The sequence below is a fragment of the Streptomyces europaeiscabiei genome (assembly GCF_036346855.1).
In the GTDB taxonomy this organism is placed as follows: Bacteria; Actinomycetota; Actinomycetes; order Streptomycetales; family Streptomycetaceae; genus Streptomyces; species Streptomyces europaeiscabiei.
In genome coordinates this window covers 7,948,203-7,974,034 of the sequence record NZ_CP107841.1, presented here as the reverse complement: position 1 = coordinate 7,974,034, position 25,832 = coordinate 7,948,203, and the positions used below count along the sequence as shown (strand labels likewise).

Below are 25,832 nucleotides of genomic sequence, written 5' to 3'. Positions count from 1 at the left end.
CAGGGCCTCATGCCGACAACCAGGCGAACAACTGGGCGGCCATTCTCACGTTTCGCGAGCGCGAGCTCTGAATGTGGTGCTGCCATCGGCGAGCGCGGCAAAGGTACCCCTCAGGGAGGAACCTTCGGTTGCTCAGCCCGAGTTGCTTGAACTGATCGCTGCTCAGGCTGAGCAAACTCGGCCGTTCATGCGGCGGTAGGACCGCTGCCGGGTCGCCGCCGGCCTTGCTGGACCGGTCGTGGCACCGGCTGGGGCGATCCTCAGGCCCGCGACGCCGCGGATTCCTCAACGGTCAGTCCCGCAGGTGCTGTTACCGACTCGACCCTGCCGCCGGAGTTGATGGTGACGTCGAGCCGTTCCCCCGCGACGGTGAGCCCGGCGATGGTGAGCGCGCCGACGGGGAGTGGGCCTGTCGGCCGGATGTGGAGACGGCCTGCGGGTACGTCGGGCTCCAGGCCGGTCAGTGCGGTCATGAGGGCGATGGCCGCTGCCGCCGACCAGGCTTGTGGCCGGCAGGCGGCCGGGTAGGGGACGGGTGCGGGGGTGTCCGGGCAGGCGTCGCCGCCCCACAGTTCCGGCAGCCGGTAGTCGAAGGCCGGCGCTGCGTCGAGGATGCCCTCGATGAGGCGGGCGGCGGCCTCGGGGTGGCCGCTGCGGGCGAGGCCGGTGACGGCGATGGCGGTGTCGTGCGGCCAGACGGTGCCGCAGTGGTAGCGCAGCGGGCCGTATCCGCCTGACTGGGACGACATGGTGCGCAGCCCGTAGGCGTCGGACATGTCCGGGGCGGCGAGCCGTGCGGCGACGGCGGCACTCTCGTCGGCGTTGAGTATGCCGGTGGCCAGGAGGTGGCCCATGTTGCTCGCGACGGCGTCGACCGGGCGGCCCGAGCCGTCGAGTGCCATGGCCGGGTACGGACCGTGCTGGTCGGAGACCCAGAACCGGGCGCGGAACCGGGCGGCGAGGTGGGCCGCGAAGGTCCGCCAGCGTTCGCCGTCCGGCAGCCCGAAGGCGTCGAGGAGTGCCGCCCCGGCGAGGGCGGCCTCGTAGGCGTAGCCCTGTACTTCGGCGAGAGCCAGGGGAGCTTCGGCGAGGCGGCCGTCGGCGAACCGGGCGGCGTCACCGGAGTCCTTCCAGCCCTGGTTCGCCAGGCCGGTGCCGCTGTGATCGATGTAGGAGAGGAACCCGTCACCGGCCCGGGCCGCGGCGTCGATCCAGCCGAGCGCGGCCTTGAGCGCGGGCAGCAGCGGTTCGATGTCGGCGGCGGGCAGGCCCCAGCGCCAGGCGTCGTGGAGCAGGCAGATCCACAGGGGGGTCGCGTCGACCGTGCCGTAGTAGACCGGCGGCAGGACAAGGCCCATGCCGTCGTCGAAGACTCCGCGCCGCACCTCGTGGAGGATCTTGCCCGGCTCCTCCTCCGATGCGGGATCGGTGCGGGTGCCCTGCTGGGCGGCCAGGGTGCGCAGGGTGCCCAGTGCGAGATCGGTGCCCAGCGGAAGGAGCATCCGTGCGGCCCACAGGCTGTCCCGGCCGAACAGCGTGAAGAACCACGGGACGCCCGCGGCGAGGAAGACGTCACCGGGCGACGCGGCCATGGCCATACGGAGCGAGTGGAGGTCGTCCAGGCTCTGCGCGACGAGGGCGGGCAGCCGGCGGTCGTCGGCGGTGACCTCCGGACGCTGCCAGGTGGGCCGGGGATCGGCGGCCGTCACGACCGCGTCGGGCTCCGTGATCTCGACGGCCAGGTGCAGGTCGACGCTCTCGCCGGGCGCGACCGTGAGGGCCCAGGTCAGCGCGGAGTGCTCGGCGTCGGGGGTCGCGCCGGGCGCGCTGACGGCGACGGCGACCGCGCCGTCGCCCCACCTCAACTCGCCGGTGCTGGACGAGAGTTCGCCCGCCGGCTTAAGCGGAGACCGGGGCGCGAGGCCGGCTTTCGCGTGCTCCAGGGTCACGAGGTCTCCAGCGACTTCGACCCGGAGGGCGAGATGCACCGGCGCCGTCGCGGTGGAGCGGACGGTCAGCTGTTCGGTGAGCAGGCCGGGGTTGAGGATGCGCTTCCGGTCGACCCGGACGGTCGGGTCAGGAATGGCGTCGCCGAGCGCCTGGGCCAGGCCGACGAAACGGCTGCGGCCGGGTCCGTCCGCAGCGTTCATGACCGCAACGACCGGCAGCCAGCCCTCGCCGCCGACTGCCGCAGGCGCCTTCCCGGCGTGCTCGCCGGACGGGGCGCCTAGGGGGCGCAGCGTCACGCGCAGCAGACTCACCGCGCGCACATCAGCGTGGAAGAGCCCCTGCACGCCGCCCCCGGGAGCGGCGGCGTCGAGGTTGCCGTCCGGCTCGGACAGCACGACGGTCGGGGCGGCGAGGGTGACCGCGAGGTCGTGCAGGAGCGGCTGCCGCTGGGGTGAAGTCATGAAAGCTCCGTCCGGTGCCCTCGTGTCTCGTGGGCGGATTGTGGGGCGAGTCGTGAGGCGATTCGTAACCGCGCCGACTCTTGACAGTCCGGGCGCGGATCGCCACAGTAACCGATCAGAACGCTAAATTTAACGTTCAAATCCAAGTGCGATGACGGTGACGATGCTGCACCGCGACGGCGATACGCTGCGGCGCGGTGAACTTGTGGAGGTGGCTTCGCGATGGCGCGAGTAACACTCGAGAGCGTGGCGCGGCATGCCTCTGTGTCGATGCAGACGGTGTCCAATGTCATCAACGCGCCGCACCGGGTGCGCCCGGAGACGCTGGCCCGCGTGCAGGCCGCCATCAAGGAACTCAACTACCGCCCGAACCAGGCTTCCCGGACGCTGCGGACCCGGCGTTCACGTCTGATCGGCGCCCGTATAGAGCCGCCGCGTGACGGTGTCAACGGTGCCGTCCTCGCTCATTTCCTGCAGTCGCTGACCGCCCGAACCCAGGAAGCCGGCTACCGGATCGTGGTGTTCACGGCCACCGACGACGACCACGAATGCACGCTGTACGAACAGCTCCTCGACGATCACGACCTCGACGCCTTCGTTCTGCACGCCACCCACGCCGGCGACCGCCGGACGCAATGGCTCACCGAGCGCCGGGTGCCGTTCGTGACCTTCGGCCGGCCCTGGGGGGCTGAACCCGAGGCCCCCGAGCGGCATGGCTGGGTCGATGTCGACGGCGCGCAAGGGACCGTTGCCGCGACCCGGCACCTCATCGAGGCCGGCCATCAGCGGATCGCCTTCCTCGGCTGGCCGGACGGTTTAGAGGTCGGTGACGACCGGCGCAGCGGCTGGTCCGCCCTTATGGCCGTGTCCGGGCTCGACACCCCAGCCGGTTACGACGTGGGCGTCCCCGACGGGCTCGACACCGGCCGCAAGGCTGCCGCGGCGATGCTCGACCTGCTCACCCCGCCGACCGCGATCGTCTGCGCGAGCGACTCGCTGGCGCTCGGGGCCTGGACGGAGATCACCGCGCGGGGCCTGAGACCCGGTGTCGATGTCGCGGTGGTCGGCTTCGACGACTCCCCGACCGCAGGGGTCGTCGGACTGAGCAGCGTGGCGCAGCCGTACGACGAGGCCGCTGCCGCCTGTCTGCGGATGCTTCAGGAACTGCTGGCGACTCCGAAGCCGCCGGCCGTCCCGCCCTCCCCGATCCTGCTGCCGCCCCGGCTCGTCGTCCGGGCGAGCGGCTGAGCCGCTCAGCGGCACCCACACCCCCCTCACCCCGCCGAGCCGCTCCGTAGTCCGTTCGGCGAACACCCGCGATCCCGCTCATGGCCACAGTGCGGCGACGGGACGCGGCACCCCTCTACCACCGGCTCGTCAGGCCGGTCCCGCACAAGGAGATTTATCATGAGAAATCCGCGTACCCGCTGGGCCGTTGGTGCCGTCGCGCTGCTGTCGCTCAGCCTGTCGGCCTGTGGTGGCAGCGGGTTCGACGACTCGGGTGAAGGGGACGGTCAGGAGTCGTCCGGCCCCGCTTCGATCAAGGTCCTCATCGCCTCCAGCGGTGACGCCGAGACGAAGGCCGTCAAGGACGCCTCCACCGCATGGGCGACGAAGTCCGGCAACAAGGCGACCGTCACCCAGGCCACCGACATCATCCAGCAGCTCGGCCAGGGCTTCGCCGCGAACACCCCGCCGGACGTCTTCTACGTCGACGCCGGCCGCTTCGCGACGTACGCGAGCGCCGGCAATCTCGAACCGTACGGCGACAGCTTCGAGGGGAAGGACGACTTCTACCCCGCGCTGCGCCAAGCCTTCACCTACGACGGCAAGCTCTACTGCGCCCCCAAGGACTTCTCCACGCTCGCCCTGCAGATCAACACCAAGGCGTGGAAGAAGGCCGGCCTGACGGACGCCGACATTCCCACCACCTGGGAAGAACTGGCGGCCGTGGCGAAGAAGCTGACCACGGGCAAGCAGGTCGGCCTCGCGCTCGGCGACACACGCGACCGCATCGGTGCCTTCATGGTCCAGGCCGGCGGCTGGGTGACGAACAAGGACGCCACCAAGGTCACCGCGGACTCCCCGGAGAACCTTGAGGCCCTGGAGTTCGTGCAGTCGCTGCTCGCCGACGGCTCGGCCAAGTACCCCAAGCAGCTCGACTCCGGCTGGTCGGGCGAAGCCTTCGGCAAGCAGAAGGCCGCCATGACGATCGAGGGCAACTGGATCGCCGGCGCCATGAAGAACGACTACCCGGACGTCAAGTACAAGGCCGTCCCGCTGCCGGCCGGACCCGCCGGCGAGGGCACACTCGCCTTCACCCAGTGCTGGGGCATCGCGGCGAAGAGCAAGAACAAGGCGGCGGCCCTCGACTTCGTCAAGGCGATGACCGCGAAGGACAACCAGATGACCTTCGCCGAGGCGGTCGGGGTGATGCCGTCGCGGCAGTCCGTCCAGGCCGACTACGTCGCGAAGTTCCCGCAGGACAAGGCATACATCGACGGCGCCGCGTACGCCCAGGCCCCGGTGAACGTCGCGAAGATCGACCAGGTGCTCACCGACTTCGACACCGGCCTGCAGGGCCTGCCCAAGACCGACCCGAAGGACATCCTCGCGCGGCTGCAGAAGAACGCGCAGGCCGTCGTAGGCCAGTGAGCCGGGCACGCAGGATACGGACAGAGCGAGAGTGAATCTGCGATGAGTGAACCGAACCCCGGGCCCGCACAGGGCCCGGGTAGCGGGCCGGCACCGGCCCGCCCGGAAGGCACTACGAAGACCCACCCCCCGTCGTCCGCGCCGCGCGGGCGCGGCAAGGACACCGGCGCGGACGGCACCAAGGCCGGCGGAAGCCGCCACACCCGAGCCCCCCGCGGCGGTATCCGAGGACGGGAAGGTCTCGCCGGCTGGCTGTTCGTCTCACCCGTCCTCATCGTGCTCGGACTCTTCCTGGTCGTGCCGATCGCCATGGCGCTGTGGGTGAGCCTGTCCGACTGGAACGGCCAGGGCAGCCCCCTCTCGTCAGGGGTGGACTTCGTCGGCGGAGACAACTACGCGCCCCTGCTCACGGAATCGGGCCTGGCGCAGAGCGACTTCATGATGAGCCTGCGCAACAACGGCTACTACGTGCTCTTCGTCGTCCCGCTGCAGACCGTGCTCGCGCTGGGCCTGGCGCTCCTGGTCAACGGCAAGCGGCTGAAGGGCAAGGGGTTCTTCCGCACCGCGTACTACTTCCCGTCAGTGACGAGTTCGGTGGCGATCTCGGTCGTCTTCCTGTTCATCTTCTCCTCCAGCGGCGTCGTCAACTCCCTGCTGGAGAAGATCGGAGTCGACGGACCGGCCTGGTTCGCCGATCCGCGCGGCATCATCCACCTCGCCCTCGGTGGCCTCGGCGTGAACACCGACGCACCACCCTCCGCACTCACCGACACCACCGTCGGCGGTCTGTCCCTGTGGGAGTGGTTCTCCGGCCCCAGTGTGGCCATGACCGCGATCATCGCCTTGGTGGTGTGGACGACGGCGGGCACGTTCATGCTCATGTTCCTCGCCGCACTCCAGGACATCCCCCTCGAGGTCGAGGAGGCCGCCGAGATCGACGGCACCGGGCGCTGGCAGCGCTTCCGTCACGTGACGCTGCCCATGCTCAAGCCGACGCTCTTCCTCGTCCTGACCCTCGGACTCATCGGCACCTGGCAGGTCTTCGACCAGATCTACGTCATGAGCAGAGGCGAGCCGGCGAAGACGACGATGACCCCCGCGTTCCTGTCGTACCAGTCCTCGTTCACCGACAACGAGTGGGGCCAGGGCAGTGCCATCGCCTTCATCCTCTTCGCGATCATCGTCGCGATGACCCTGTTGCAGCGGTTCGTCCTGCGCGACAAGGACGAGGCCCGCGCCAAGGCCGCCACACGGCGCGCGGCGAAGGCGGCCCGCTCCGGGTCGGGCCCGACCACGGGGGCGGCCGGATGACCCGCACCGCCGCGACGGCCCACCCCGCACCCCCGGGAACCGACGCGACCGCGCCCACCACAGCCGACGTCCACAACAGAGGCACGCGATGAGCCCACAGCACCAGCTCGCCGACGCAGACACCACGACGCACACCGTCGAGCAGCACACAACCGGCCGCTCAGGCAACCGCTCGCGCCGCGGCAGTGCCCTCATACGCGCTCTGGGTTACACCGCCCTCGCCGTCATCGCGCTGATCTACATCTATCCGTTCCTCATCCAGCTCGCGACGAGCTTCAAGACCGATGCGGACGCCACCAGCCACCCGCTGTCGCTGTGGCCCCAGCACTTCACGACGGAGGCTTTCAGCCGGCTCGCCGATGCGGACTATCCGCGCTGGTTCGCGAACTCAGTGGTGGTCGCGCTCTTCGTCACCGCGGGCCGGGTGTTCTTCGACTCCCTCGCCGGCTACGCGCTGGCCCGGCTGCGCTTCCGCGGCCGGGGCGCACTGTTCGCCGCCGTCATCGCGGTCATGGCCGTGCCCAGCGTCGTCCTGCTCATCCCGAAATTCCTCGTCCTCAACCAGCTCGGGCTGTACGACTCCTACGCGGGCATGATCGTCCCGCTTCTCGCGGACGCCGCGGGGATCTTCATCATGAAGCAGTTCTTCGAGTCGATCCCCGTCAGCGTCGAGGAAGCGGCCCGCATCGACGGCGCGAGCACCTTCCGGACCTTCTGGTCCATCGTGCTGCCAATGGCCAAGCCGGCCCTCATCACCCTGACCATCCTGTCGTTCCAGGGGTCCTGGAACGAACTGCCGCACTTCATCGTGTCCCGGCAGAGTCCGGAACTGAACACCCTCACCAGCGGAGTCGCCTCACTCGTCTCCGGCCAGCTCGGCGAAGGCAACCTGTACCCGATCAAGCTCGCGGCGGCCCTGCTCATGACCATCCCCGTGGCCCTGGTCTTCTTCGCCTTCCAACGGCACTTCGTACGAGGCGGCACGGCAGGCGCGACCAAGGGATAGCCAGGCGTGAAACCGACGCCGGTCGCGCAGCCGAAGCGCGTACCCGCCCCCCTGGGAGCAACGTCTCCCTGAACCCCTCTGACTGGACCGACCCACCATGAGTATCCCGACCCCCACGCACAACGCCGCGACTGACTCCTGGTGGCGCACTGCGGTGATCTACCAGGTGTACATACGCAGTTTCGCGGACGGCGACGGCGACGGAACCGGCGACATCGCCGGTCTCCGCTCCCGCCTGCAGTACCTGGCCTACCTCGGTGTCGACGCGATCTGGATCAACCCCTGGTACCCGTCCCCGCTGGCCGACGGCGGCTACGACGTCTCCGACTTCCGCGACATCCACCCCGCCTACGGCACCCTCGACGAAGCCCGGAAACTAATCGCCGAGGCCCACGAAGTGGGCCTGCGGGTGATCCTGGACATCGTCCCCAACCACACCTCCGACCAACACGCCTGGTTCAAGGAAGCACTGGCGGCGGCACCCGGCTCCCCGGAAAGGGAGCGGTTCATCTTCCGTGACGGCAAGGGCGAGAACGGCTCCCTGGCCCCGAACGACTGGCACGCGGCCTTCGGCGGCCCCACCTGGACCCGCACCCCGGACGGCCAGTGGTACCTCCACCTCTTCGCCCCCGAACAGCCCGACCTCAACTGGGACAACGGCGAGGTCCGGGCGGAGTTCGAGTCGATCCTGCGCTTCTGGTTCGACTTGGGCGTCGACGGCTTCCGCATCGACGTTGCCCACGGCATGGCCAAGGACCCGGCCCTCCCCGACCTCGGCCTGACGGAGTTCTCCGTCATCGCCCACGAAGACAACCACCCGCACTGGGACCGCGACGGCGTCCACGACATCTTCCGCAGCTGGCGTGCCGTCGCCGACAGCTACCCCGACCCTCGCGTCTTCGTCGCCGAGGCCCACGTCCGCCCCGGCCGCCTGCCCGACTACCTCCGCCCCGGCGAACTCCACACCGCCTTCAACTTCGACTTCCTCAAATGCCCCCTCCAGGCGGACGAGCTGAGGGAGGTGATTGACCGCACGATCACCGACCTCGCGAAGGTCGGCGCCCCCGCGACCTGGGTCCTCTCCAACCACGACGAGACCCGCCATGTCACCCGCTACGGCCGCGCCCACACCGGCGTCACGACCCCGCTGCGCGACCAGGGCCACCATCCCACCGACCTCGCCCTGGGCACCCGCCGAGCCCGGGCGGCGGCACTGCTGATGATGGCCCTGCCCGGAGGCGCCTACATCTACCAGGGCGAAGAACTCGGTCTCTACGAGGTCGAAGACCTCCCCGAATCGGCGCTTCAGGACCCCACCTGGGAACGCTCCGGCCACACCGTCCGTGGCCGCGACGGCTGCCGCGTCCCCCTCCCCTGGACCGGCGACACCCCTCCCTTCGGCTTCGGCACGTTTGTGTCCGCCTCCCCCTGGCTTCCCCAGCCCGACGACTGGAAGTCCTACACCGCCGAAGCCAACCAGGCCGACCGCACCTCCATGCTCCAGCTGTACCGCTCCGCCCTGTCCCTGCGCCGCACCCACTCCGGCCTGCGCAGCGAGGAATTCCGCTGGCTGGACAGCCCGGCCGGCACCCTCATCTTCGAACGCGGCCACGGCCTGCTGTGCGCAGTCAACCTCTCCGACCAGCCGATCCCGCTCCCCGACGCCACCAGCCCCCTGCTCGCCTCAGGACCACTGGACAGAGCCGGCATGCTGCCCCCCGACATCACCGTCCTGCTGCATCGAGACTGAGGGACGGCGAGAGGATCACCCCAGCCGACATCTCACGCGCGCCCAGCCGCGCCCCAATACGCCAGGGCCTGTCCGGTGTTCACTCCCCGCCGATCGGACAGGCCCTGGTCCATCTCCACGAGCACGGCGGAGTTGCCGGCTTCCGCTACGGAATCGGGCCAATCAGTTCGCAGGCCCGTGCTGCGGCCACCAGCGCGCCGGTGCTACCAGTGGTGGCGGCGACGTCCAGCGCGGTATCGGCGAACTTCACCACATGCTCGTCGCCGTGCTCAGCCGCGCGTGCGAAGACTTCCTGTGCGGCATCCGCTACGGATCCGGTGGGGGCCTTCGGTAGTTCGGACGCCGGCGCGGGAGTGGCCGGTGAGTACAGGGCGGTCACCACGGCGCTCGCCGTCCAGGCGGCGTTCAGACTCGGGGCCCACAGCGCGGGCGGCAGCGCGGGCAGGGTGCGCAGCACGGCGTTGGGCGCGGTGGCGGCGTGCACCAGCATGATCGGGCTGAGGTGGCCGTGGGTGGCGTAGCGGTGGGTGGCTGCCCGGACGAGCTCGGCCAGCACGTCGCGGGACTCCTCAGGCGTCACTGCCGGGCGGAGCGCGGCGGTCGCCGCCGTCCAGCCGGGCGTTCCAGCCAGCTGCGCGAGGCCGTCACGGAAGCCCCCGTCCTGGTCCGCGATCAACGGGATGCCGTCCAGCGCCTTACCCGGGCCGACGGTGCCGCCCGGCGCAGCGACGCCGGGCGTCGGCAGGCTGCGGGCCGCCCAGTAGGCGAGACCATGGGCCAGTTCCGCGGTACGCGGGTCGGCGCTCGACCCGGCACCCGCGTCCTTGCCGTGGTCGTCGTCCAGGAGGGTGCGGACGGCATGGCCGACCCGGATCACCGGGTGGGTGGCACCGGCGGCGATGCCCGGCAGCAGGCGTGGCCACCACTGCACCAGCACGTCGCGCCACGGCCGGTCGGCCGTCTCGCGAACGAAGTGCTCCGTCCAGTCGCCGATCCGGCGGGGATCGCCCAACGCCTCCTGCCATCCGTCCTCGGTGATCGGATCGGTGCCGCGGGACAGGTCCTCCAGCTTGTCGCGGTAGTAGTCCAGCCAGCGGTGCACAGTGGCCGCGTGACCGTTGCGGACCAGCGCCTCCACCGCCATCGGACCGTGGTTGGACAGCCAACCGCCCCGTTCGGGGCCGTAGTCGTGCAGTCGCTGGAGGGCTTCGTCGAGGGTCCCGGTGGTGTCCATGACCTCGACGCTACGGACCGCGACGACCGGACGTAACGGGCTTGAGACGTACGCCTGGTACGCCTGCAGACCTAAGTTCGGTCTTCAGCCTGTGCAACGAGAGCATGCGGCTCGCACAAGGAAGCCGAGCGATGTGAGCGCGAACACCAGATCATCGTGGCGGCGAACGTCTGGTCCGGCAGCTATCGAGGAAGGGACACGAGCGTCACACGCCACCCAGCGCGGGTGACTCCCGAAGTCGCGCATCTTGGACCTATACCCCTGCCCCTTCAACTCACCCTGACGAGCCGAGGTCAGTAACGCTCCGCCCGCAGCGGCCGGTCCCCCGACGGCCGTGACCACCACACGCCCTCGCCGCGCGTCAGCCCCGGCAGGCACAGCTCCATGTCCCGCACGTGGCGCGCCGGGAGTTCGCCGGTGACCAGCCACGCAGTTCGGCCGCCCGTCGTCTCCCCGAACTCCGTTCCGTACGCGGCGAGCCGGGCCGTCACCGGCGCGAGCGCGTCCAGGGGGAGTTCGACCTCGAAGGCGTGGTACGGCTCGTACACCCGCGTGCCCGCCCTTTCCAGGGCCAGGAGCAGGACGTACGGGGTGAGCGCGCGGAAGTCGGCCGCCGTGCTGTGCTGCGAGGAGAAGCCGGACCGGACGAGTGTGACCCGGCAGTCGGTCACCGCCCAGGGGTGCGGGCCGGAGCGCAGCGTCGCGTGGACCGTGTCTTCGATGGCCTGGTGGAAGGCGCGGGGCAGGGCGCCGAGTTCGGTCTCGTACACGAAGACTGTGCCCGAACCGCGGACGCCCGGCTCGACGCGCAGGCCGATCGTGGCCATGTAGTGCGTCCGGTCGAGCCACGGCATCTCCTCGTACGCCTCTCCGGTGCCCGCCGGGCGTGCCAGGAACCGCATACGGCTCGGCTCGAAGTCCGCCTCGATACCGAAGTCCTCGGCGAGCGTCGCCGCGATGACCTCCTTCTGCACCTCGCCGTACAGGAGCAGCGCGGTGGCGCCGGCGCCCGCGGGCCGGGCGTGCAGCAGCGGGTCCTGGTCGGCCAGGGAGAGCAGTGCCGACCGCAGGGGCGCCGCCTTCGCGGGGTGCCGTGCCCGCACCAGGGTCTCCAGTGTCGGTGCGGCGAACTGAGGCGCCCTGTCGGTGATCTCCCCGAGCCGGTCGCCGACGCGGATGCCGGGGACACCGCGCAGCTCGGCGATGTTCCCCGCGGTGAGGGATACCGCCCCGGGCTGCCCGACCACGGTGAGCTCCAGCGCCCGGCCCGCCACCTCCGTCGTACGCCCGTCGGCCTCGCGCCGCAGGAAGGTCAGTCGCTGACGATTCGTCACCTCACCCTCGTACAACCGGACATAGGCCCTCCGTTCGCCGCCGGGGCCGGGCTGTACGGCGAACACGGTGCCCCGGGGAGCCTCCGTGGCGCCGTGGCCCACGCGGCCCGCGCCGCGCCGCTCGGGCGTGGGCGCCGGCACGAATCGGACGATGCCCTCGACGAGTTCGGCGACGCCCTGCCCGTCCATCGCGCAGCCGAAGAACAGCGGATGCATGGACCCGTCGGCGGTGTACGCGGCGAGCGCGGCCCGCAGGTCGTGCTCGGTCGGGGCGGGGCCGTCCACGAGCGCGGCGAGGATCCCGGTGTCGACCTCGGCGAGCGTAGTGCCCACCCCCGGTGCGGTGAGCGGACGCGGTACGACGCGGGCCTGCGGCGTGCCGATGTCCTCGACTCCGGTGAGCGGTACGACGTGCGGGGTGAGCAGGCGCCGGACGTCGTCGAGCAGGCCCTCCTCGCGGGCGCCCGCCCGGTCGATCTTGTTGACGAAGACGAGCGTGGGCAGGGCGAGCCGCCGCAGGGTCTTCAGCAGGACCCGCGTCCTGGCCTGGACGCCCTCCACGGCGGAGAGCAGCAGCACCGCACCGTCGAGGACCTCCAGGGCACGCTCGACCTCGGCGACGAAGTCGGAGTGACCGGGGGTGTCGATGATGTTGATCTGGACGTCGCCGGAGGTGAAGGCGGCAACGGCTGAGCGGATCGTGATGCCGCGCCGACGCTCGATCTCCCCGTCGTCGGTGCGGGTGTCGCCGGCGTCGACGCTGCCGAGCCGGTCGATCGTGCCGCCGCCGAAGAGGAGCCACTCGGTGAGGCTGGTCTTACCAGCGTCGACGTGCGCCAGAATGCCGATGTTCAGGGTGTGCATGCGTGGTCGAGTCCTCAAGAACCGTGAGCCAGTGGGGGCGCTGGATCGTTCCGAGGAGTCGGCGCATTCGGGGTCTCCTGAGGTTCGGCGGTGTGGTCACGCCCATCATGGCGTACCTTCGACGGGCCTCCACAACCGAATTACCGGAGCGGGTAGGGCGTCTGCGCGTGCAGTAGCACGACACCCGAAGCCAGCGTCCGCACCGGCCCGTCCGTGCACAACAACGCGTCGCACAACTCGAACAGTGCATCGCCCCGAGCGGTCAGGCACGAGTACAACTCCGTCCGGAAGCATGACACTTCCGTGAACGCATCCCGCAGGACGCCCTGATACCCCAGACTCACGGCCACGGCCTTCGTATCGGTTCCTCTGCCTCTGTGACGGAGCACAGGATCAGACGAAGGCCGTCTTCACGTCCGCTGAACTGCGAAAAGCTGGTCAAGTTCGAGCCGCGTTCGACGCCGGACCTTAAACGTCAAGCATAGGGGTTGCGCATGCCGACAGAACGGCACAGGTCGGACATGGATGCGTACGAGGCCAGAGCACGTCGAGGGCCGTGTTTCGTATGCGCCTTTGTGTCGGGGCACCCCGACTATGCGCATCACACAGTCTTCGAGGACGACGATCACGTCGCGTTCCTCGACCGGTGGCCGACCCTGTCCGGCAAGATCCTGGTCGCGCCCAGGAGGCATGTCGAGCACGTCGTTCGTGATCTCGACCAAGAGTCGTACGTCCGGCTCATGCTGGTCGTTCGGGAGGTCGCCTTGGCGGTGGAAGACTGCGTGGGAGCCGAGCGGACATATCTTTATTCGCTGGGGAGCCAGCAGGGCAACGCGCATCTCCACTGGCACATCGCCGGTCTGCCGTCGGACGTGCCGTATGAGCAGCAGCAGTTCCACGCGCTGATGACAGAGAACGGTGTGTTGGCCATGCGGCCCGAGGAGTTCGTTGACATGGCCGCGCGTATCCGTGAGCGCATCGTGGCCCGAGGCGGGCTCCAGACGCTGTGACCAGATCCCAAGGTCCGGGCGCCCGAATGCCGAGTGATTTCACGAAAGCCGCTTTGGACTCCTTGCGGCTGGAGCGCCGTGCGTCCCCTTCACCACTCGAGTCCCGGTCCGGTGCCGGAGTTCATGCCGTGTGTACGGTCGACGGCCAAGGTGCGTACCTCAAGGTCACTCCTGCCATGCTGGGCGCGGAGGCGATCGCGGCCGCTCTGCGAGAGCTGCGCTTCTATCAGGACCTCGCGCCGCTCGCGCCGGTACGCACGCCAAGGCTCTTCGGCCACCTGGACACCGAGGACGGCGTGGCTGTGCTGCTTGAGGCGGCCGGCGAGGCTCAGGAGCCCGGCGCGTGGACGCCACGGATGTGGGCGGACTTGGGCCGGGAACTGGCCGGCCTGCACAGCATGCCGTTGCCTACGAAGGCGGAGTGGACCCGCCCCGACGCGCTGCGCGAGGCTCTCGCCGACCCCGACCTGGAGCAGATCAATGCCTTCTGGGCCCCCACGCTCCCGCAGCTCCCCGAACTCCTTGCTCATCGAGCCGAGTTGGGGGACCAGATGGATGCCGTACCGCCGGTCTTCATCCACGGCGACTGCCACACGGACAACCTTGTGTACTCCCGCGGAGCCGGTTCAGTCGTCTTCTGCGACTGGCAGGCAGCCGGTATCGGCCGCCCCGCCTCCGATCTGGCCTTCCTCAGCGTTCGCGCCACACCTGCCGGCATGACGGCCCCTCAGGCGCTGATCGACGCGTACGTGGACAGTCGGCCGTGTGAACGCCACACGCTGCGGAGCGCGTTGCTGGCGGAGGAACTCGCGGTCTTCCTGTTGCTGTGGCCGTCCTTCGCCGCGTTCAACAGTGTCCTGGGGATAGCCCGCGTGCGTCGAAGGACGCTCGAAATCGCGGAGCGTTGGCTCGACGCGTGACAGCTCGGAAAATCGCATCGACATCGTCCGGGCAGACTCTGCCTACGCGGGCACACTCGTCGACTGGGCGAAGTAGCAGCTCGACACGACGATCAGCACGGGCACCGATCGCCCCGGCCGTGATGGAGGCCGCTGCCTGACCAACATCCATCTCATTGTCGGCGCATCGTCGTCACGTCGATGATCGAAGCGAACTGTCCGCCAGGATGCGTTCCAAGGATCGGTGACCCATCCGACTCATGACCGGGTTGCTTTCGACGTAGTACCAGACCAACCCCATCGCTTGAACGAAAGCCCACGCCTTGCCTCGCTCCCATTCAAGGTCGTCGCTACCCAGGTGATCGCGGAGCACCTGCCGCGGCCCGGCCTCGAGCAAATGCCACGCGCTCACGAGATCCAGAGAAGGGTCAGCCGGCCCGAAGCCGCCAACGTCGAGAATCCCCACAAGACGGCCGGCGGACACGAGCACGTTGCCAGGAATCAGATCGCAATGGGCCATGACGTCCTCAGCTGCACCTCGCGGCAGATCACGCAAAGTTGCCCAGATACGGCGAAGCCGAGGGACATCCAGGAGTTGCTCACTGTGTCTGAAACAGGTCTCCATCCACGCGTCATGGGATTGCAGGTCGCCTCCTCGACCTGTGCCGGCGAACGTGCGGCCACGCGTGTCGATCGCGCGGAGGTCGCCGATGAGATCGGCCAAGTCGTGGGCAAACGCCACCGATTCGCCGGGGTCCTCATCGTCGGCCACGACCCCGGGCAGCCACGTCTGCACCGACCACGGAAGTGGGTAGCCTGCCCCGGGTTCACCGAGCGCGACCGGCTCGGGCGTGGGGAAACGGGTACGACCTGCCAGCTCGCGAGCCGCTTCCGCCTCGGACTCCAGCCAGCGCCGGGTCGGCTCGACGTCTGCGGCCTCAAGAGGGAATCGAGCTGCGAACCGATCGCCGATGCGGAAGAGGGCGTTAACCGTACCCTGCGCAGCGATGCTCCTGACCAGCAGGCTCCGCCACTCAGGAAACTGCTGATCGACCAACGTGCGCACCGTTTCAGGCGACACCGTCCGCTGGTTGGCGTGCATCTTCATGGCGGAAGCATCCGCGCCACGATCTTCAACTGCAACCTGTTTCTTGTCGCGACCTTGCCTGTCGGCAGCCCGGCACCAGCCACTTCACAGCCGTCGTCGCTGTCGTAGCCAGCGCAGTGAAGCGAGCCCCAACGTGGCCATCATGGTCACCAGGTGGGGATCGGCGGCCGGCCCGGCCATGGCGGCGGCTCGCAGGAGGAATCCGGCGTGCAGTGCCAGCACTTCGTTGACCTGGACGGGGTCGAGATCGCGGGTGAGCGGGTGGTGCTCGGCGATCGGCTGCGGATCCACGCCGCTGAGGGAAGCACTGGACATCAACGTGACCGCGTCACAGTGGCGGGGACCGATCCAGGCGTGCGGCCAGTCGACGACGAAGACGCGGTCCGCGGTCAGCATGATGTTGAACGGGTACAGGTCTCCGTGCAGGAGGGTGGAGCCATCCAGCGAAGCGTTCTCCTCCAACGCCGCGAGTTCGTCGAAGTGACGGGCCGCCCACGACGACAGCTTTCCCACCTTGCCCCTGACTGCGGCATCGTCCGCCACCGCCAGCCATCCTCCAAGGCGCGGCTCGCCCAAGAGCGCCTCGTTCACGGGCGACGGCGTCAGTATCTCCGCCATGTCGGTCACCGCCGCGAGTACCCGGGCGAGTTCCTCCCGCTGCCACGGCTGAGCTGGCAGACGTCCAAGGATCTCCTCGAAGGCCAGCACCACCCAGGTGCCGTCGTCGTACGCATCGAGCAAACGTGGGGCCGGTACCTCTTGGGGAAGCCGGTCGGACACCGCGATCTCTCGGCGATGGAAGTCCGCCACCGCCGGTGCCCTCAGCGCGCTCGTCGCCTTGATGAACACACGTCTGCCGTTCGCCAGGCGCACGCGTGCGGCCAAGCCCTCGGAAAACCCGCCCGGCTGGCTGATCGCCTCAGCCACCGGGCTGCCGAGCAACCGCTCGATCCTTGCGGTCACCTCGCGCGGCATCGCCGACCAGGCCATCCTCCGGCTGCCTGTCGCTGCGGGCATGTCCGGGCCCGCCGCTGTGAGGCCGTTTTCGGGGTCCTGTTTCATCGTGGGTCTTCCCGTCTTCGGCGGATGGCGGTGGTTGTGCGAGAGGCGCCTTACGGCTGCTCCAGGACGCCCGGTGGCCCGACTCCACCCGCCGCCTCAGCAACGGGGTCCTCCAGGGCGGTGATTCCGCTGCGGACCGCCGCTGCCGTCTCGTCCAGCAGATGACGTTCGCGCACCCGCCAGCCCGCCTCGATGCGGAACGGATCCCCTTGGAAGCGGGGGAAGACATGCAGGTGGACGTGAAAGACCTCCTGGAAGGCAGCCTCGCCATCGGCCAGGAAGAGATTGACCCCCTCGCACCGCAGGCCGGACAGCCGCAGCGCGCGTCCGAGCCGGTGCGCCACCGTCCAGACCCGCCCGCCGATGTCCTCCTGCAAATCTTCCAGCCCCTCCGCATGTGCCTTCGGGATGACGAGCAAGTGCCCCGGGGTCACGGGTTGGAGGTCCATGAACGCGAGGACCCATTCGTCCTCGAAGACGATGCTGGCCTCAGCCTGGCCTCGCGCGATCGCGCAGAAGACACATCCGTGGTCCGGCAACCTGCCCCCTCGGTTCGAGAACGTCTCGTTCCCCTTACGAGAGCACGTGCGACCAGCCCGCGCCGGTCATTTTTCCCACCGCCTCTCCACGAAGCCCGAATTCCGGCCCTGGGTATTTCCGGTCGACGTGACAGTCCGGACTCTGCCAGGCTGACGAGCCGTGACCGCTTACGAACTGTTGCTCATCGGTGGTGGGGCGGGCGTCGGCAAGACGACCGTCGCATGGGAGGTATCTGCGGCATTGCAGGGGAAGGGAACGGCGCACTGTCTGATCGAGGGCGACTACATGGACCAGATCCATCCGGCCCCACAGGACGACCCTCACCGCGCGGCCATCACCGAACGGAACACCGCGGCGGTCTGGTCGAACTACGCCGCTCTGGGCCAGCGTCGCCTCGTCTACACGAACACGGTGAGCATCCTGGAAGCGCCGATGATCAGCCGGGCCATGGGCGGCGGCGAGGTCCGAGCCACCTGCGTCCTACTCACGGCAGGGGAGACGACCGTGCGGGAACGCCTCGCCCAACGCGAAACCGGCTCGCAGCTCACCGCCCACATCGAGCGGAGCCTGCGGAACGCACGGGAACTGGACGAGAAGGCTCCGGCGGGCACTGTTCGTATCCCGACCGACGGCCGGTCGGTCGAGGACATCGCCGTGGACGTGATCAAGGCGGCTGCTTGGTAGGGGGGGCCGATAATCATTGGACATCGCTCGGGCCGACGGCGAAGGCTGGCGGTATGCAGCAGGAATCTCTCTGGGACGTCGATGCCGCCCAGCACTATGACACGCCCGGGACGGGCATGTTCGCGCCCGGGATCCTGGGGCCGACCGTGGATCGCCTCGCCGGACTCGCAGGCGACGGAGCAGCACTCGAATTCGCTGTCGGCACCGGCCGGGTGGCCGTCCCGCTGGCTGAGCGAGGAGTACCGGTCACCGGCATCGAGTTGTCGCGGCCGATGGTCGATCAACTGCGCACCAAGGCAGACGAAGCGACGATTCCCGTGGTCATCGGTGACATGGCGACCTCAGTGGCCCCCGGGAAGTACACGCTGGTCTACCTCGTCTACAACACCATTTCCAACCTCCTCACCCAGGCTGAGCAGGTCGAGTGCTTCCGCAACGCCGCCCGCCACCTCACACCCGGCGGCCGGTTCGTCATCGAGCTCTGGGTGCCCGAGCTGCGCAAGCTTCCACCCGGGCAGGCGGCGGTCGTCTGGGGCTCTGAGCCCGGATACATCGGTCTGGACACCTACGACGTTCTGAACCAGCACGTCGTATCGCACCACTTCCACTTCGACGAGACCGGGCAGGCCCGGCTGGGGCGCGGCCCGCACCGCTACATCTGGCCGGCCGAACTCGACCTCATGGCGCAACTGGCCGGATTCGAGCTGGAGACCAGGCACGCGGACTGGACGGGTGCCGAGTTCACCGCCGAGTCGCGGTCGCACGTCTCCGCCTACCGATACCGACTGGAGGCTGCGTAGATGAGAACGGGGTTCTGGCACGTCTGCAGCACGCGCGTGACTGGTGTCCCGCGTCTGAATCTCGTTTACGGGCAGCCTTCGGTCAGCGGGCGTCGGCCCACCAGGCCGCGCGGGCGGACGCTGAGGTCGTGCACGTGTTGAGCCCATCAGTGAACAGGGACTTGGTCGTCGTGGGCGCCGGCATTGTCGGCGCATCGGTGGCCTATCACGCCGCCCGGGCGGGCGCCAACGTGACGTTGGTCGACGCCGGGCGGCCAGGCGCCGGCGTGACGGCGGACTCGTTCGCCTGGATCGGATCGTCCGGCGTGCTCACAGTTCCGGCCGCCGGGCTGCGGGCCACCGCGACGGCGGAGTACCACCGGCTCGGGGCCGAGTTGCCGGGACTCCCAGTGACCTGGTCCGGCTCGCTGAGCTGGAACAGGCATGACAGTGCGCCGGACGCCGGACCCGGGCAGACGATCCTGGATGCGGCCACCGTGGCGACGCTCGAGCCCGCCCTTCGGCAGCCTCCGGAGTGGGCTGTCTGGGCGCCAGGTGACGGCGCTGTTGACTCGGTGGGCGTGACCGAGCGGCTGGTCGAGGCCGCTCGCACCCATGGAGCCCGGGTACATCTGGACACGCCGGTTACCGCGGTCCGCCGGGACACGGCGGGCCGGATCGCCGGGGTCGATACGACAGCAGGACCCCTCTCCGGTGCGACGGTGGTGCTGGCGGCCGGAGTTGCCACGGCCGCGCTGGGCGCACCGCTCGGTGTGCGCGTCCCGGTCGAACCGTCGCCGTCGCAGCTGTTCCGGCTCAGCGCCCCGGCCGGTCTGGTCCGCACCGTGGTCAACACCGAGGACTTCGATCTTCGGCAGGTCGCCCCGGACCGACTGATCGCCGCCGCGGACTCGCCCGAACGAACCCTTGCCGCCGTCCGGTCCACCTTCCATGGCGCCGGGAGCGTCGAACTGCTCAGCACCCGAATCGGAGTGCGCCCCATGCCGGCCGACGGTGAGCCGATCGTCGGCCCGGTCGCCGAGGTCCCCGGCCTCTACTTGGCAGTGATGCACTCGGCGGTCACGCTCGCCGCGGCCGTGGGCCGCCTGGTCGCGCGGGAGTTGGTCGACGGGACCGTTGAGTCGGCTCTGTCAGGTTGCCGCCCGGATCGCTTTTAACGATCCCGATGTGGTGGGCGGTGTCTGCCTGAATCGCCGCGAGCAGTCGCTGTTCTGGCCTGACAGCCCATCACCGCGAGGCCGCACACGGCTCGCACCCAAGTGGGGCCAATCGAGTCGCGTTCGCAACCGGCCCAGAGATCGCCCCCCGGGGCCAGAAGACCTATTCGAAGCCAGTCCCGCCTCAACCGGGGCGCCGACGCCGCGGAATGGGTCGGCGCCCCTGGAACTGGCGGGTTCACCGCCACCGGCCCAACCGAGAGTTTCCCAATACCTCGGATGCGCAACGCGATGATGCGAGGCTTGAAGAGAGCCCGGCGATGACTCGAGGTGTCGACAGCGCGTACGGGGCCGAAAGTCAGGGTTGCTCGTGTCGGCTCCCTGTTCGGCTTGAAGGCGGCCGAGCAAGTAACGACCAGGACTACGAGGCGATACCGAACTGGGCGACGTCCGGCGTGCCGAACAGGTCGTCGAAGCGACGGGCTCCCTGGGCAGAGATCAGAAAGTACGGGGCACCCGATCCCGCAATGCTGTGCGGCCCTTCCTGCCCCGCGACAAGCACGTCGTATGGCGACCACGCATCGAGGCCATCAAACACGTAGTAGATCGGGAGCTGCGTCCAGGCAACGAGCTGCAAGTGCGCCAGCACGGCGGCGCGTTCGACAGCATGTCGGCCCGTTCGCCTGCTGGTCATGCCGCCCTTGCAGTCGATCAGTACGAGGTCTTTGGCCTTCGCCGCAATGAGATCCGGGAACCAGCGAATGGAACTGTCGGTCTTCCGGAGCGCCCATTGAAGCGCCCGGCTCAGCTGCCCTTGGCCCCAGAAGTCGACTTCCCACCCTCGCTCGGTGAGTTGCTCGGCGACGTGCCGCTCATGCGCGTCACCTATTGCTTTCCGCTGCTGAAAGCTCGTCATAGAGGCAGTGTGGCCCGCGGAACAAAGCAGGTAACCCATCGTGGATCGAACCTGGCCAGTCCCATTCAGTCTCAGTAGTTCTCACTGTGTTCGCGTCAGTCCGTGGACGTCCGGCTACGTCCGCACACGTTCACCGCAACTTGGCCGAAAGTCGACAGCACAGCTGCGCTGCCCACTGTCGGCCCGTCCCGAAGCGTCTCCGCCCCTCCGTAGACACCTGCCCGACGGAGCCAGCAGGCTGTTCACTACCGAGTCACCGTCCGTTCCGTCGTTCCGGCTTGTAGGGGCTCCATCCCTTCAGGTGTGGTTCGAGCTCCTCCGGCGTCGGTTCACGTGTGTTCGGCATTCCCGGAAGCCGGAGCAAGGGGTCGATCTCCCGCGCGTAGCCGTACGACCACTCCAACCAACGCCGGGCCGAGTCCAGAGCCGACTCGTCCATGGCACCGCCCAGCTCGCCGAGACGACGTTCCAGCGCTGTGCAGTACTCACCGAGCACAGCGGCCTCCCGCCAGCGGTCGGCCTCTTCACGAAGCACCTCGGCGAGTTGATCCTGAACTGCTCGCGCCTTCGCCTCCTCCACGGCCGCTCGCCAGCGAACTGCACGCTCCGCTTTGGCCCGCTCCTCGATTTCTCTGCGCTGTGCGTCCTCCAGCACTCGCGCCTCGATCTCCCCGAGAATAAAGCCCAGGGCGTCCTCAAGCACCCGGTCCTTCCGATCCCGCCATCGGCCCGTCCGGCCTGACTGGCCAAAACGGCCGTGGTCAAGCTCGACAACGAGACGCACGGAGCGCTCGGGATTCGTGGACTGCGGGAACTCCTGCCTGACGGTGACCGTGTGCGCGAAGCCGTCGACGACCACGTCCACCCCGCCTTCACGCCGCGAGTAGGACAACCGGCCGCGCCTGATCTCGTAGCCCCGCCGCACCGCCTCGGCAGCCAGTGCCTGCAGAATCAGGAGCGACCGGCGACGGAGCACAGGCGGAATCACCAACTGCCCCTCGTCGTCCCTGAGCGCAACCACAGCAGGATGGAGGGAACTCAGTCGCGCGGGTACCGGGACCACCGACGCGTCGTCTTTCAGCCGCTGGCTCCGTGAATTGGGATGCGGGCCTTCCACAAGGTGTATCTCCAACCCACGTGAACCGAGGCCCACCTTCTCGATGCGCTTGCCCGGCGGCTCCAAGCCGTGTCGCTTCGCGTAGTTGACCACGCGCCGCCACTCCGCGATTTCGTCGTCATCGGGGTCGACGAGACAGACACGCCCCCCGGTAACCAGTCGCTCGATCAACTCCTGCGCCTTCGCCTGTCGAGCGCGCGCGACGGGCCGCTCACTGTAGGGCGTCAAGGTGCGCTTTCGACTCGTGGTCTCGCGCCGTCCTCCCCCTTTCACCGGCGCCACAGGTTCGGCGGACACTCCGTGAACATCGACGTCCGCGAACGCCGGGTCGTCTGGATGATGACCCTGCCGAAGGTAGAACCGGCCAGCCTCGGTGACCTCCATACGCACGTCACCGCCACCGCGGCTGACAGTCAGGAGCCCGCGATCACGCAGGGCATAAGCCGAGCGCCATTCACCCGGCGCCCAGGCTCTGGGCTCCTCTCCCGCCGCAAGCCGTTCGAGAAGCACGCGTTGCCGTTCGTTCAGGGCCGACCACCGATGCACGAACACCAGCCCACACCGCACCCGCACACTCTGCATAGAGCCGAAAGAGTGACAGCGGGCGATGGGAGTCTCCTGGGACTTTTCTGGGACTTCCGGCCGCATCAACAGGCATGAGCGTGAAACAGCAGAAAGGACATTAACGCAGGTCAGCAGTCAGGAGCCACCCATTGCGGCAGGTCACAGGACTCGCTGGTCTCTTCCGGGACATCTGATCGGTAGGAGTGTCGTGCCCCTAGGAGATGAGGGGCACGACACTCCTAAATGCGGTTTCGGCGTCCTGTGGGAGCGGCCCGACTGGCGCAAGCGCGGGGCCCTGCGCCACCGCACCCAGGCTTCCGTTCAAGAGGTCGCCGATGAACTCGCTTGGAGTGTCGCCGCAGACACCGCCAGCATCATCGATCCCTACGATCTGGCCGCCACTCTCCGACACGCCATCCTCGACGAGTTCGCCTACGGCCAGGAAGTGCACAGAGCCACCGGCGGTACGGATTCGCCCTTCTACGGCATCGCAACACCTGTGGCGAAGACGCTGGACTGGCTTATCGGGCATCATCCACAAGCCGCCCACCACATCATTGGCGAGATCATCGGAGATGCCGAGCGTCGGCTGGACATCCCACGTGACGTCAGCGCCGATTCCATCCGCACAGCCCTCGGCTTGGACAGCCAACTGCCTCGCCAGGTTCGACTGGACTTCCTTGAGCGAGTGCTCCCCCCGAAGCCTGTTCACTGACACCGACGTTGGCTTCACGGCTGCGATATTCGTGTCCCGACAAACCGCGAGGACGCTGACGGGGAAGCCGACAGCACGGTCGCGGCGGATGCCCGGCCCGGTGCGGCGGCCGATTTACGACCATTGCCGTGCCTGCTCCATCCCTCGTTGTCAGTAGTCGTCGCTACCGTAGTTCTCACGGCTTTTCACAATGAAAAGGTGGTATTGCGTGGCCGACATCGTCTGGCACACGAAGTTCCAGATCCTGCTCGACCTGCGGGTCAGCCCTACAGCGGCGCAGGCACGAACCGTGTCCACAGCGGCCGACAAGATCCAACCGCTGATCTGCATCAAACCGCTCGGGCACGCCCTGGCACGACGTATACGTCAGACGGGCTTCGCCGTCGTCCCCCGGAGGACGAGACGCGGGGTGAGGACGACCTCGCGGGGTTCGGTCCGGTCCTGGTCGAGGCGCTCGACGGCCGCGGTCACCGCATGCCGCGCCTGCGCCTCGGCCCCCTGGCTGACCGTGGTCAGATTGAAGCAGCTCAGCCGGGAGTGGGTGTCGTCGTCGTAGCCGACCACGGACACCCGGCCAGGGATCTCGACCCCGGCGCGGGCCAGGGCGGCCAGGACGCCGATGGCGCACTGGTCGTTGAAGGCGACGACGGCGGTGGGAAGATCGCCGGCTTCGAGTAGCTGGCCCGCGGCGCGCTCGCCGGCCGCTTCGGTGTGGTCGCCGCGCAGGACGCTGATGTGTTCGTCCAGGCCGTGGCGGCGCATGGCGGTGCGGTAACCCCGGCGCCGATCGGTGGCGATCACGCCCTTGCCACCGTCGACATAGGTGATCGCACGATGGCCGAGCCCGACGAGATGGTCGACGATCTGGCCGACCCCGTCGTCGTCAGCGGTGCGCACGACGTCCAGGGCCGCGTCGGAGATCCGGCGGCCGACGGCGATGACCGGCGCCTTGCGGTCGAGGGCGGCGAGGGTCGCGGTGGGGACGGTCGGGCCGAGGAGGATCAGGGCCTCGCTGCGGTAGGCGAGCAGCGTCTCGACGGCCGTGTGCTCGTCGCGGGTGCGCGTCAGGGTGCTGAGCACCAGGTCATAGCCGACCTCCTCGGCCGCCACATGCAGATGGTCGACCAACTCGGCGTGGAACGGGCTGTAGATGTCGATCATGACGCCCAGCAGACGGCTGCGCCGGCTCGCGAGCACGCTGGCCGTACGGTCCACCTGATAGCCGAGGTCTGCGGCCGCCCTGAGGACACGTTGCCGCGTCCGCTCACTGGGACCGGCCACCCCACGCAGCACAAGAGACACCGACGCGGTGGACAGGCCCACCCGCGCGGCCACGTCCTCCAGCCGGGGACGCTTGTTCGCGCCATTCCGGTGACGTACGGGATCACCGTCGCCCACTTGCGCCTCCCCTGCGGAAATCTGCTGGCACAACACCCTTGACACGCTCGCGAAACAATCCGATAGTACCAGAACTTAAAGCGTTTTAAATTGTGCTGATGTTCCGACTAAGCCAGCTCGAAAGCGCGGTCCGCGCGGATCGTGTTCTCCGGCTCGGTCGACGACGCCCACAAGGCGCTCGCTCAGGACATCAAGGCCGCCACACCCACCATCCATCCCCACGGCCGCCGTTCCACCGACCCTCCCAGTTGCACAGTGAGGTGCACGAATCATGAACCGAACCTCCCTTCCCCGCTCTCGCAGAACAGCCTCCGTCGTGGCCGCGGCCGCCGCGGCCACCCTGGTCCTCGCGGGCTGCTCCAGCAGCTCCGGCGGCAAGGAGGCCGAGGAGGGCGGGGCGGACGCCGCGGCCGGCAAGGCCGACACGCCCCGTATGAAGGTCGCGATGGTCACCCACGCGCCGTCCGGCGACACCTTCTGGGACATCATCCGCAAGGGCGCCCAGGCCGCCGCCGCCAAGGACAACGTCGAGCTGATCTACTCCAACGACGAGAGCGCAAGCGGCCAGGCGACGCTGATCCAGAACGCGATCGACCAGAAGGTCGACGGCATCGCCGTCACCCTCGCCAAGCCCGACGCCCTCAAGGACGCCATCGCCAAGGCACAGAAGGCCGGCATCCCCGTCGTCGGCTTCAACTCCGGCATGGACGTCTGGAAGGAGCAGGGGCTGCTCTCCTTCTTCGGCCAGGACGAGGCCGTCTCCGGCCAGGCCTTCGGCAACAAGCTCAACGAGACCGGCGCCAAGCACGCGCTCTGCGTCGTCCAGGTCCAGGGGCACGTAGGCCTGGAGGCCCGCTGCGCCGGCGTGAAGAAGACCTTCAAGGGCAAGACCGAGAACCTCTACGTCAACGGCAACGACATGCCCGCGACCAAGTCGACCATCTCGGCCAAGCTCAAGCAGGACTCCTCGATCGACCAGGTCGTCACCCTCGGCGCCCCGTTCGCGCTGACGGCGGTGGAGTCGATCTCGGACGCGGGCAGCAAGGCGAAGGTCGCCACGTTCGACCTGAACAAGGAGCTCACGGACGCCATCAAGGCGGGCGACATCGAGTTCGCCGTCGACCAGCAGCCCTACCTGCAGGGCTACCTGGCCGTGGACTCGCTCTGGCTCTACAAGAACAACGGAAACTACAGCGGCGGTGGCGAGGAGCCGGTGCTGACCGGCCCGGCCTTCGTCGACAAGGACAACGTCGACACGATCGCCAAGTTCGCCGCGAAGGGCACCCGGTGATCTGAT

21 protein-coding genes are annotated in these 25,832 nt (G+C 68.6%); 12 read left to right on the top strand and 9 right to left on the bottom strand.

The window, feature by feature from the left end:
* Positions 1-260: 260 nt before the first annotated feature.
* Positions 261-2,411: a glycogen debranching N-terminal domain-containing protein gene (locus OG858_RS34755; protein ID WP_328544126.1), complete on the bottom strand. Its 2,151-nt coding sequence runs from the start codon at positions 2,409-2,411 to the stop codon at positions 261-263.
* Between the two features lie 246 nt (positions 2,412-2,657).
* Here OG858_RS34755 and OG858_RS34750 point away from each other — a divergent pair, with 246 nt between their 5' ends.
* From OG858_RS34750 to OG858_RS34730, 5 genes are all read left to right on the top strand, one after another.
* Positions 2,658-3,659, top strand: a complete 1,002-nt coding sequence (locus OG858_RS34750) for a LacI family DNA-binding transcriptional regulator (RefSeq protein ID WP_330346575.1) — start codon at positions 2,658-2,660, stop codon at positions 3,657-3,659.
* 159 nt (positions 3,660-3,818) lie between these two features.
* Complete coding sequence (locus tag OG858_RS34745) at positions 3,819-5,066, top strand: sugar ABC transporter substrate-binding protein (RefSeq protein ID WP_328544128.1); 1,248 nt, start codon at positions 3,819-3,821, stop codon at positions 5,064-5,066.
* Between the two features lie 42 nt (positions 5,067-5,108).
* Entirely contained in the window at positions 5,109-6,377 is a 1,269-nt protein-coding gene (locus OG858_RS34740; RefSeq protein WP_328544129.1) for a carbohydrate ABC transporter permease, read from the top strand.
* A gap of 88 nt (positions 6,378-6,465) precedes the next feature.
* Positions 6,466-7,383, top strand: coding sequence for a carbohydrate ABC transporter permease (locus OG858_RS34735; RefSeq protein WP_328544130.1), 918 nt, complete (start codon positions 6,466-6,468; stop codon positions 7,381-7,383).
* Positions 7,384-7,480: 97 nt separating this feature from the next.
* Positions 7,481-9,133, top strand: coding sequence for a glycoside hydrolase family 13 protein (locus OG858_RS34730; protein ID WP_328544131.1), 1,653 nt, complete (start codon positions 7,481-7,483; stop codon positions 9,131-9,133).
* 145 nt (positions 9,134-9,278) lie between these two features.
* Here the strand turns inward: OG858_RS34730 and OG858_RS34725 are convergent, their stop codons facing one another.
* Both OG858_RS34725 and otr(A) read right to left on the bottom strand, forming a co-directional pair.
* Positions 9,279-10,367, bottom strand: a complete 1,089-nt coding sequence (locus OG858_RS34725) for a questin oxidase family protein (protein ID WP_328544132.1) — start codon at positions 10,365-10,367, stop codon at positions 9,279-9,281.
* A gap of 293 nt (positions 10,368-10,660) precedes the next feature.
* A complete protein-coding gene (gene otr(A) / locus OG858_RS34720; protein ID WP_328544133.1) occupies positions 10,661-12,565 on the bottom strand; it encodes a tetracycline resistance ribosomal protection protein Otr(A) in 1,905 nt (634 codons plus the stop codon).
* A 521-nt stretch (positions 12,566-13,086) separates the two neighbouring features.
* Here otr(A) and OG858_RS34710 point away from each other — a divergent pair.
* Both OG858_RS34710 and OG858_RS34705 read left to right on the top strand, forming a co-directional pair.
* Positions 13,087-13,575, top strand: a complete 489-nt coding sequence (locus OG858_RS34710; RefSeq protein WP_328544134.1) for an HIT family protein — start codon at positions 13,087-13,089, stop codon at positions 13,573-13,575.
* A gap of 128 nt (positions 13,576-13,703) precedes the next feature.
* Positions 13,704-14,495 carry a phosphotransferase family protein gene (locus OG858_RS34705; RefSeq protein ID WP_328544135.1) on the top strand — a complete coding sequence of 264 codons (792 nt, stop codon included), beginning with the start codon at positions 13,704-13,706 and terminating at the stop codon, positions 14,493-14,495.
* A gap of 172 nt (positions 14,496-14,667) precedes the next feature.
* Here OG858_RS34705 and OG858_RS34700 read toward each other — a convergent pair whose 3' ends face one another.
* From OG858_RS34700 to OG858_RS34690, 3 genes are all read right to left on the bottom strand, one after another.
* Positions 14,668-15,582, bottom strand: coding sequence for an aminoglycoside phosphotransferase family protein (locus OG858_RS34700; protein ID WP_328544136.1), 915 nt, complete (start codon positions 15,580-15,582; stop codon positions 14,668-14,670).
* Positions 15,583-15,666: 84 nt separating this feature from the next.
* Entirely contained in the window at positions 15,667-16,644 is a 978-nt protein-coding gene (locus OG858_RS34695; protein ID WP_328544137.1) for an aminoglycoside phosphotransferase family protein, read from the bottom strand.
* A gap of 50 nt (positions 16,645-16,694) precedes the next feature.
* A complete protein-coding gene (locus OG858_RS34690) occupies positions 16,695-17,183 on the bottom strand; it encodes an HIT family protein (protein WP_328544138.1) in 489 nt (162 codons plus the stop codon).
* Positions 17,184-17,343: 160 nt separating this feature from the next.
* Between OG858_RS34690 and OG858_RS34685 the strand changes: the two genes are divergently transcribed.
* From OG858_RS34685 to OG858_RS34675, 3 genes are all read left to right on the top strand, one after another.
* A complete protein-coding gene (locus OG858_RS34685; protein WP_328544139.1) occupies positions 17,344-17,868 on the top strand; it encodes an AAA family ATPase in 525 nt (174 codons plus the stop codon).
* A gap of 53 nt (positions 17,869-17,921) precedes the next feature.
* Positions 17,922-18,668 (top strand): class I SAM-dependent methyltransferase, encoded by a 747-nt coding sequence (locus tag OG858_RS34680; RefSeq protein WP_328544140.1) that lies wholly within the window; start codon positions 17,922-17,924, stop codon positions 18,666-18,668.
* A gap of 149 nt (positions 18,669-18,817) precedes the next feature.
* Positions 18,818-19,825 (top strand): NAD(P)/FAD-dependent oxidoreductase, encoded by a 1,008-nt coding sequence (locus OG858_RS34675; protein ID WP_328544141.1) that lies wholly within the window; start codon positions 18,818-18,820, stop codon positions 19,823-19,825.
* 421 nt (positions 19,826-20,246) lie between these two features.
* Here the strand turns inward: OG858_RS34675 and OG858_RS34670 are convergent, their stop codons facing one another.
* Together OG858_RS34670 and OG858_RS34665 are read right to left on the bottom strand one after the other, a co-directional pair.
* Positions 20,247-20,741, bottom strand: a complete 495-nt coding sequence (locus tag OG858_RS34670) for a hypothetical protein (protein WP_328544142.1) — start codon at positions 20,739-20,741, stop codon at positions 20,247-20,249.
* 253 nt (positions 20,742-20,994) lie between these two features.
* On the bottom strand, positions 20,995-22,242 hold the full coding sequence (locus tag OG858_RS34665; protein WP_328544143.1) for a hypothetical protein: 1,248 nt from the start codon (positions 22,240-22,242) through the stop codon (positions 20,995-20,997).
* A gap of 388 nt (positions 22,243-22,630) precedes the next feature.
* Here OG858_RS34665 and OG858_RS34660 point away from each other — a divergent pair, with 388 nt between their 5' ends.
* Positions 22,631-23,137, top strand: a complete 507-nt coding sequence (locus OG858_RS34660; RefSeq protein WP_319263259.1) for a hypothetical protein — start codon at positions 22,631-22,633, stop codon at positions 23,135-23,137.
* Positions 23,138-23,503: 366 nt separating this feature from the next.
* Here OG858_RS34660 and OG858_RS34655 read toward each other — a convergent pair whose 3' ends face one another.
* Positions 23,504-24,535, bottom strand: coding sequence for a LacI family DNA-binding transcriptional regulator (locus OG858_RS34655; RefSeq protein WP_256960208.1), 1,032 nt, complete (start codon positions 24,533-24,535; stop codon positions 23,504-23,506).
* 271 nt (positions 24,536-24,806) lie between these two features.
* Between OG858_RS34655 and OG858_RS34650 the strand changes: the two genes are divergently transcribed.
* Positions 24,807-25,826 (top strand): sugar ABC transporter substrate-binding protein, encoded by a 1,020-nt coding sequence (locus OG858_RS34650; RefSeq protein WP_319064411.1) that lies wholly within the window; start codon positions 24,807-24,809, stop codon positions 25,824-25,826.
* Positions 25,827-25,832: the final 6 nt, after the last annotated feature.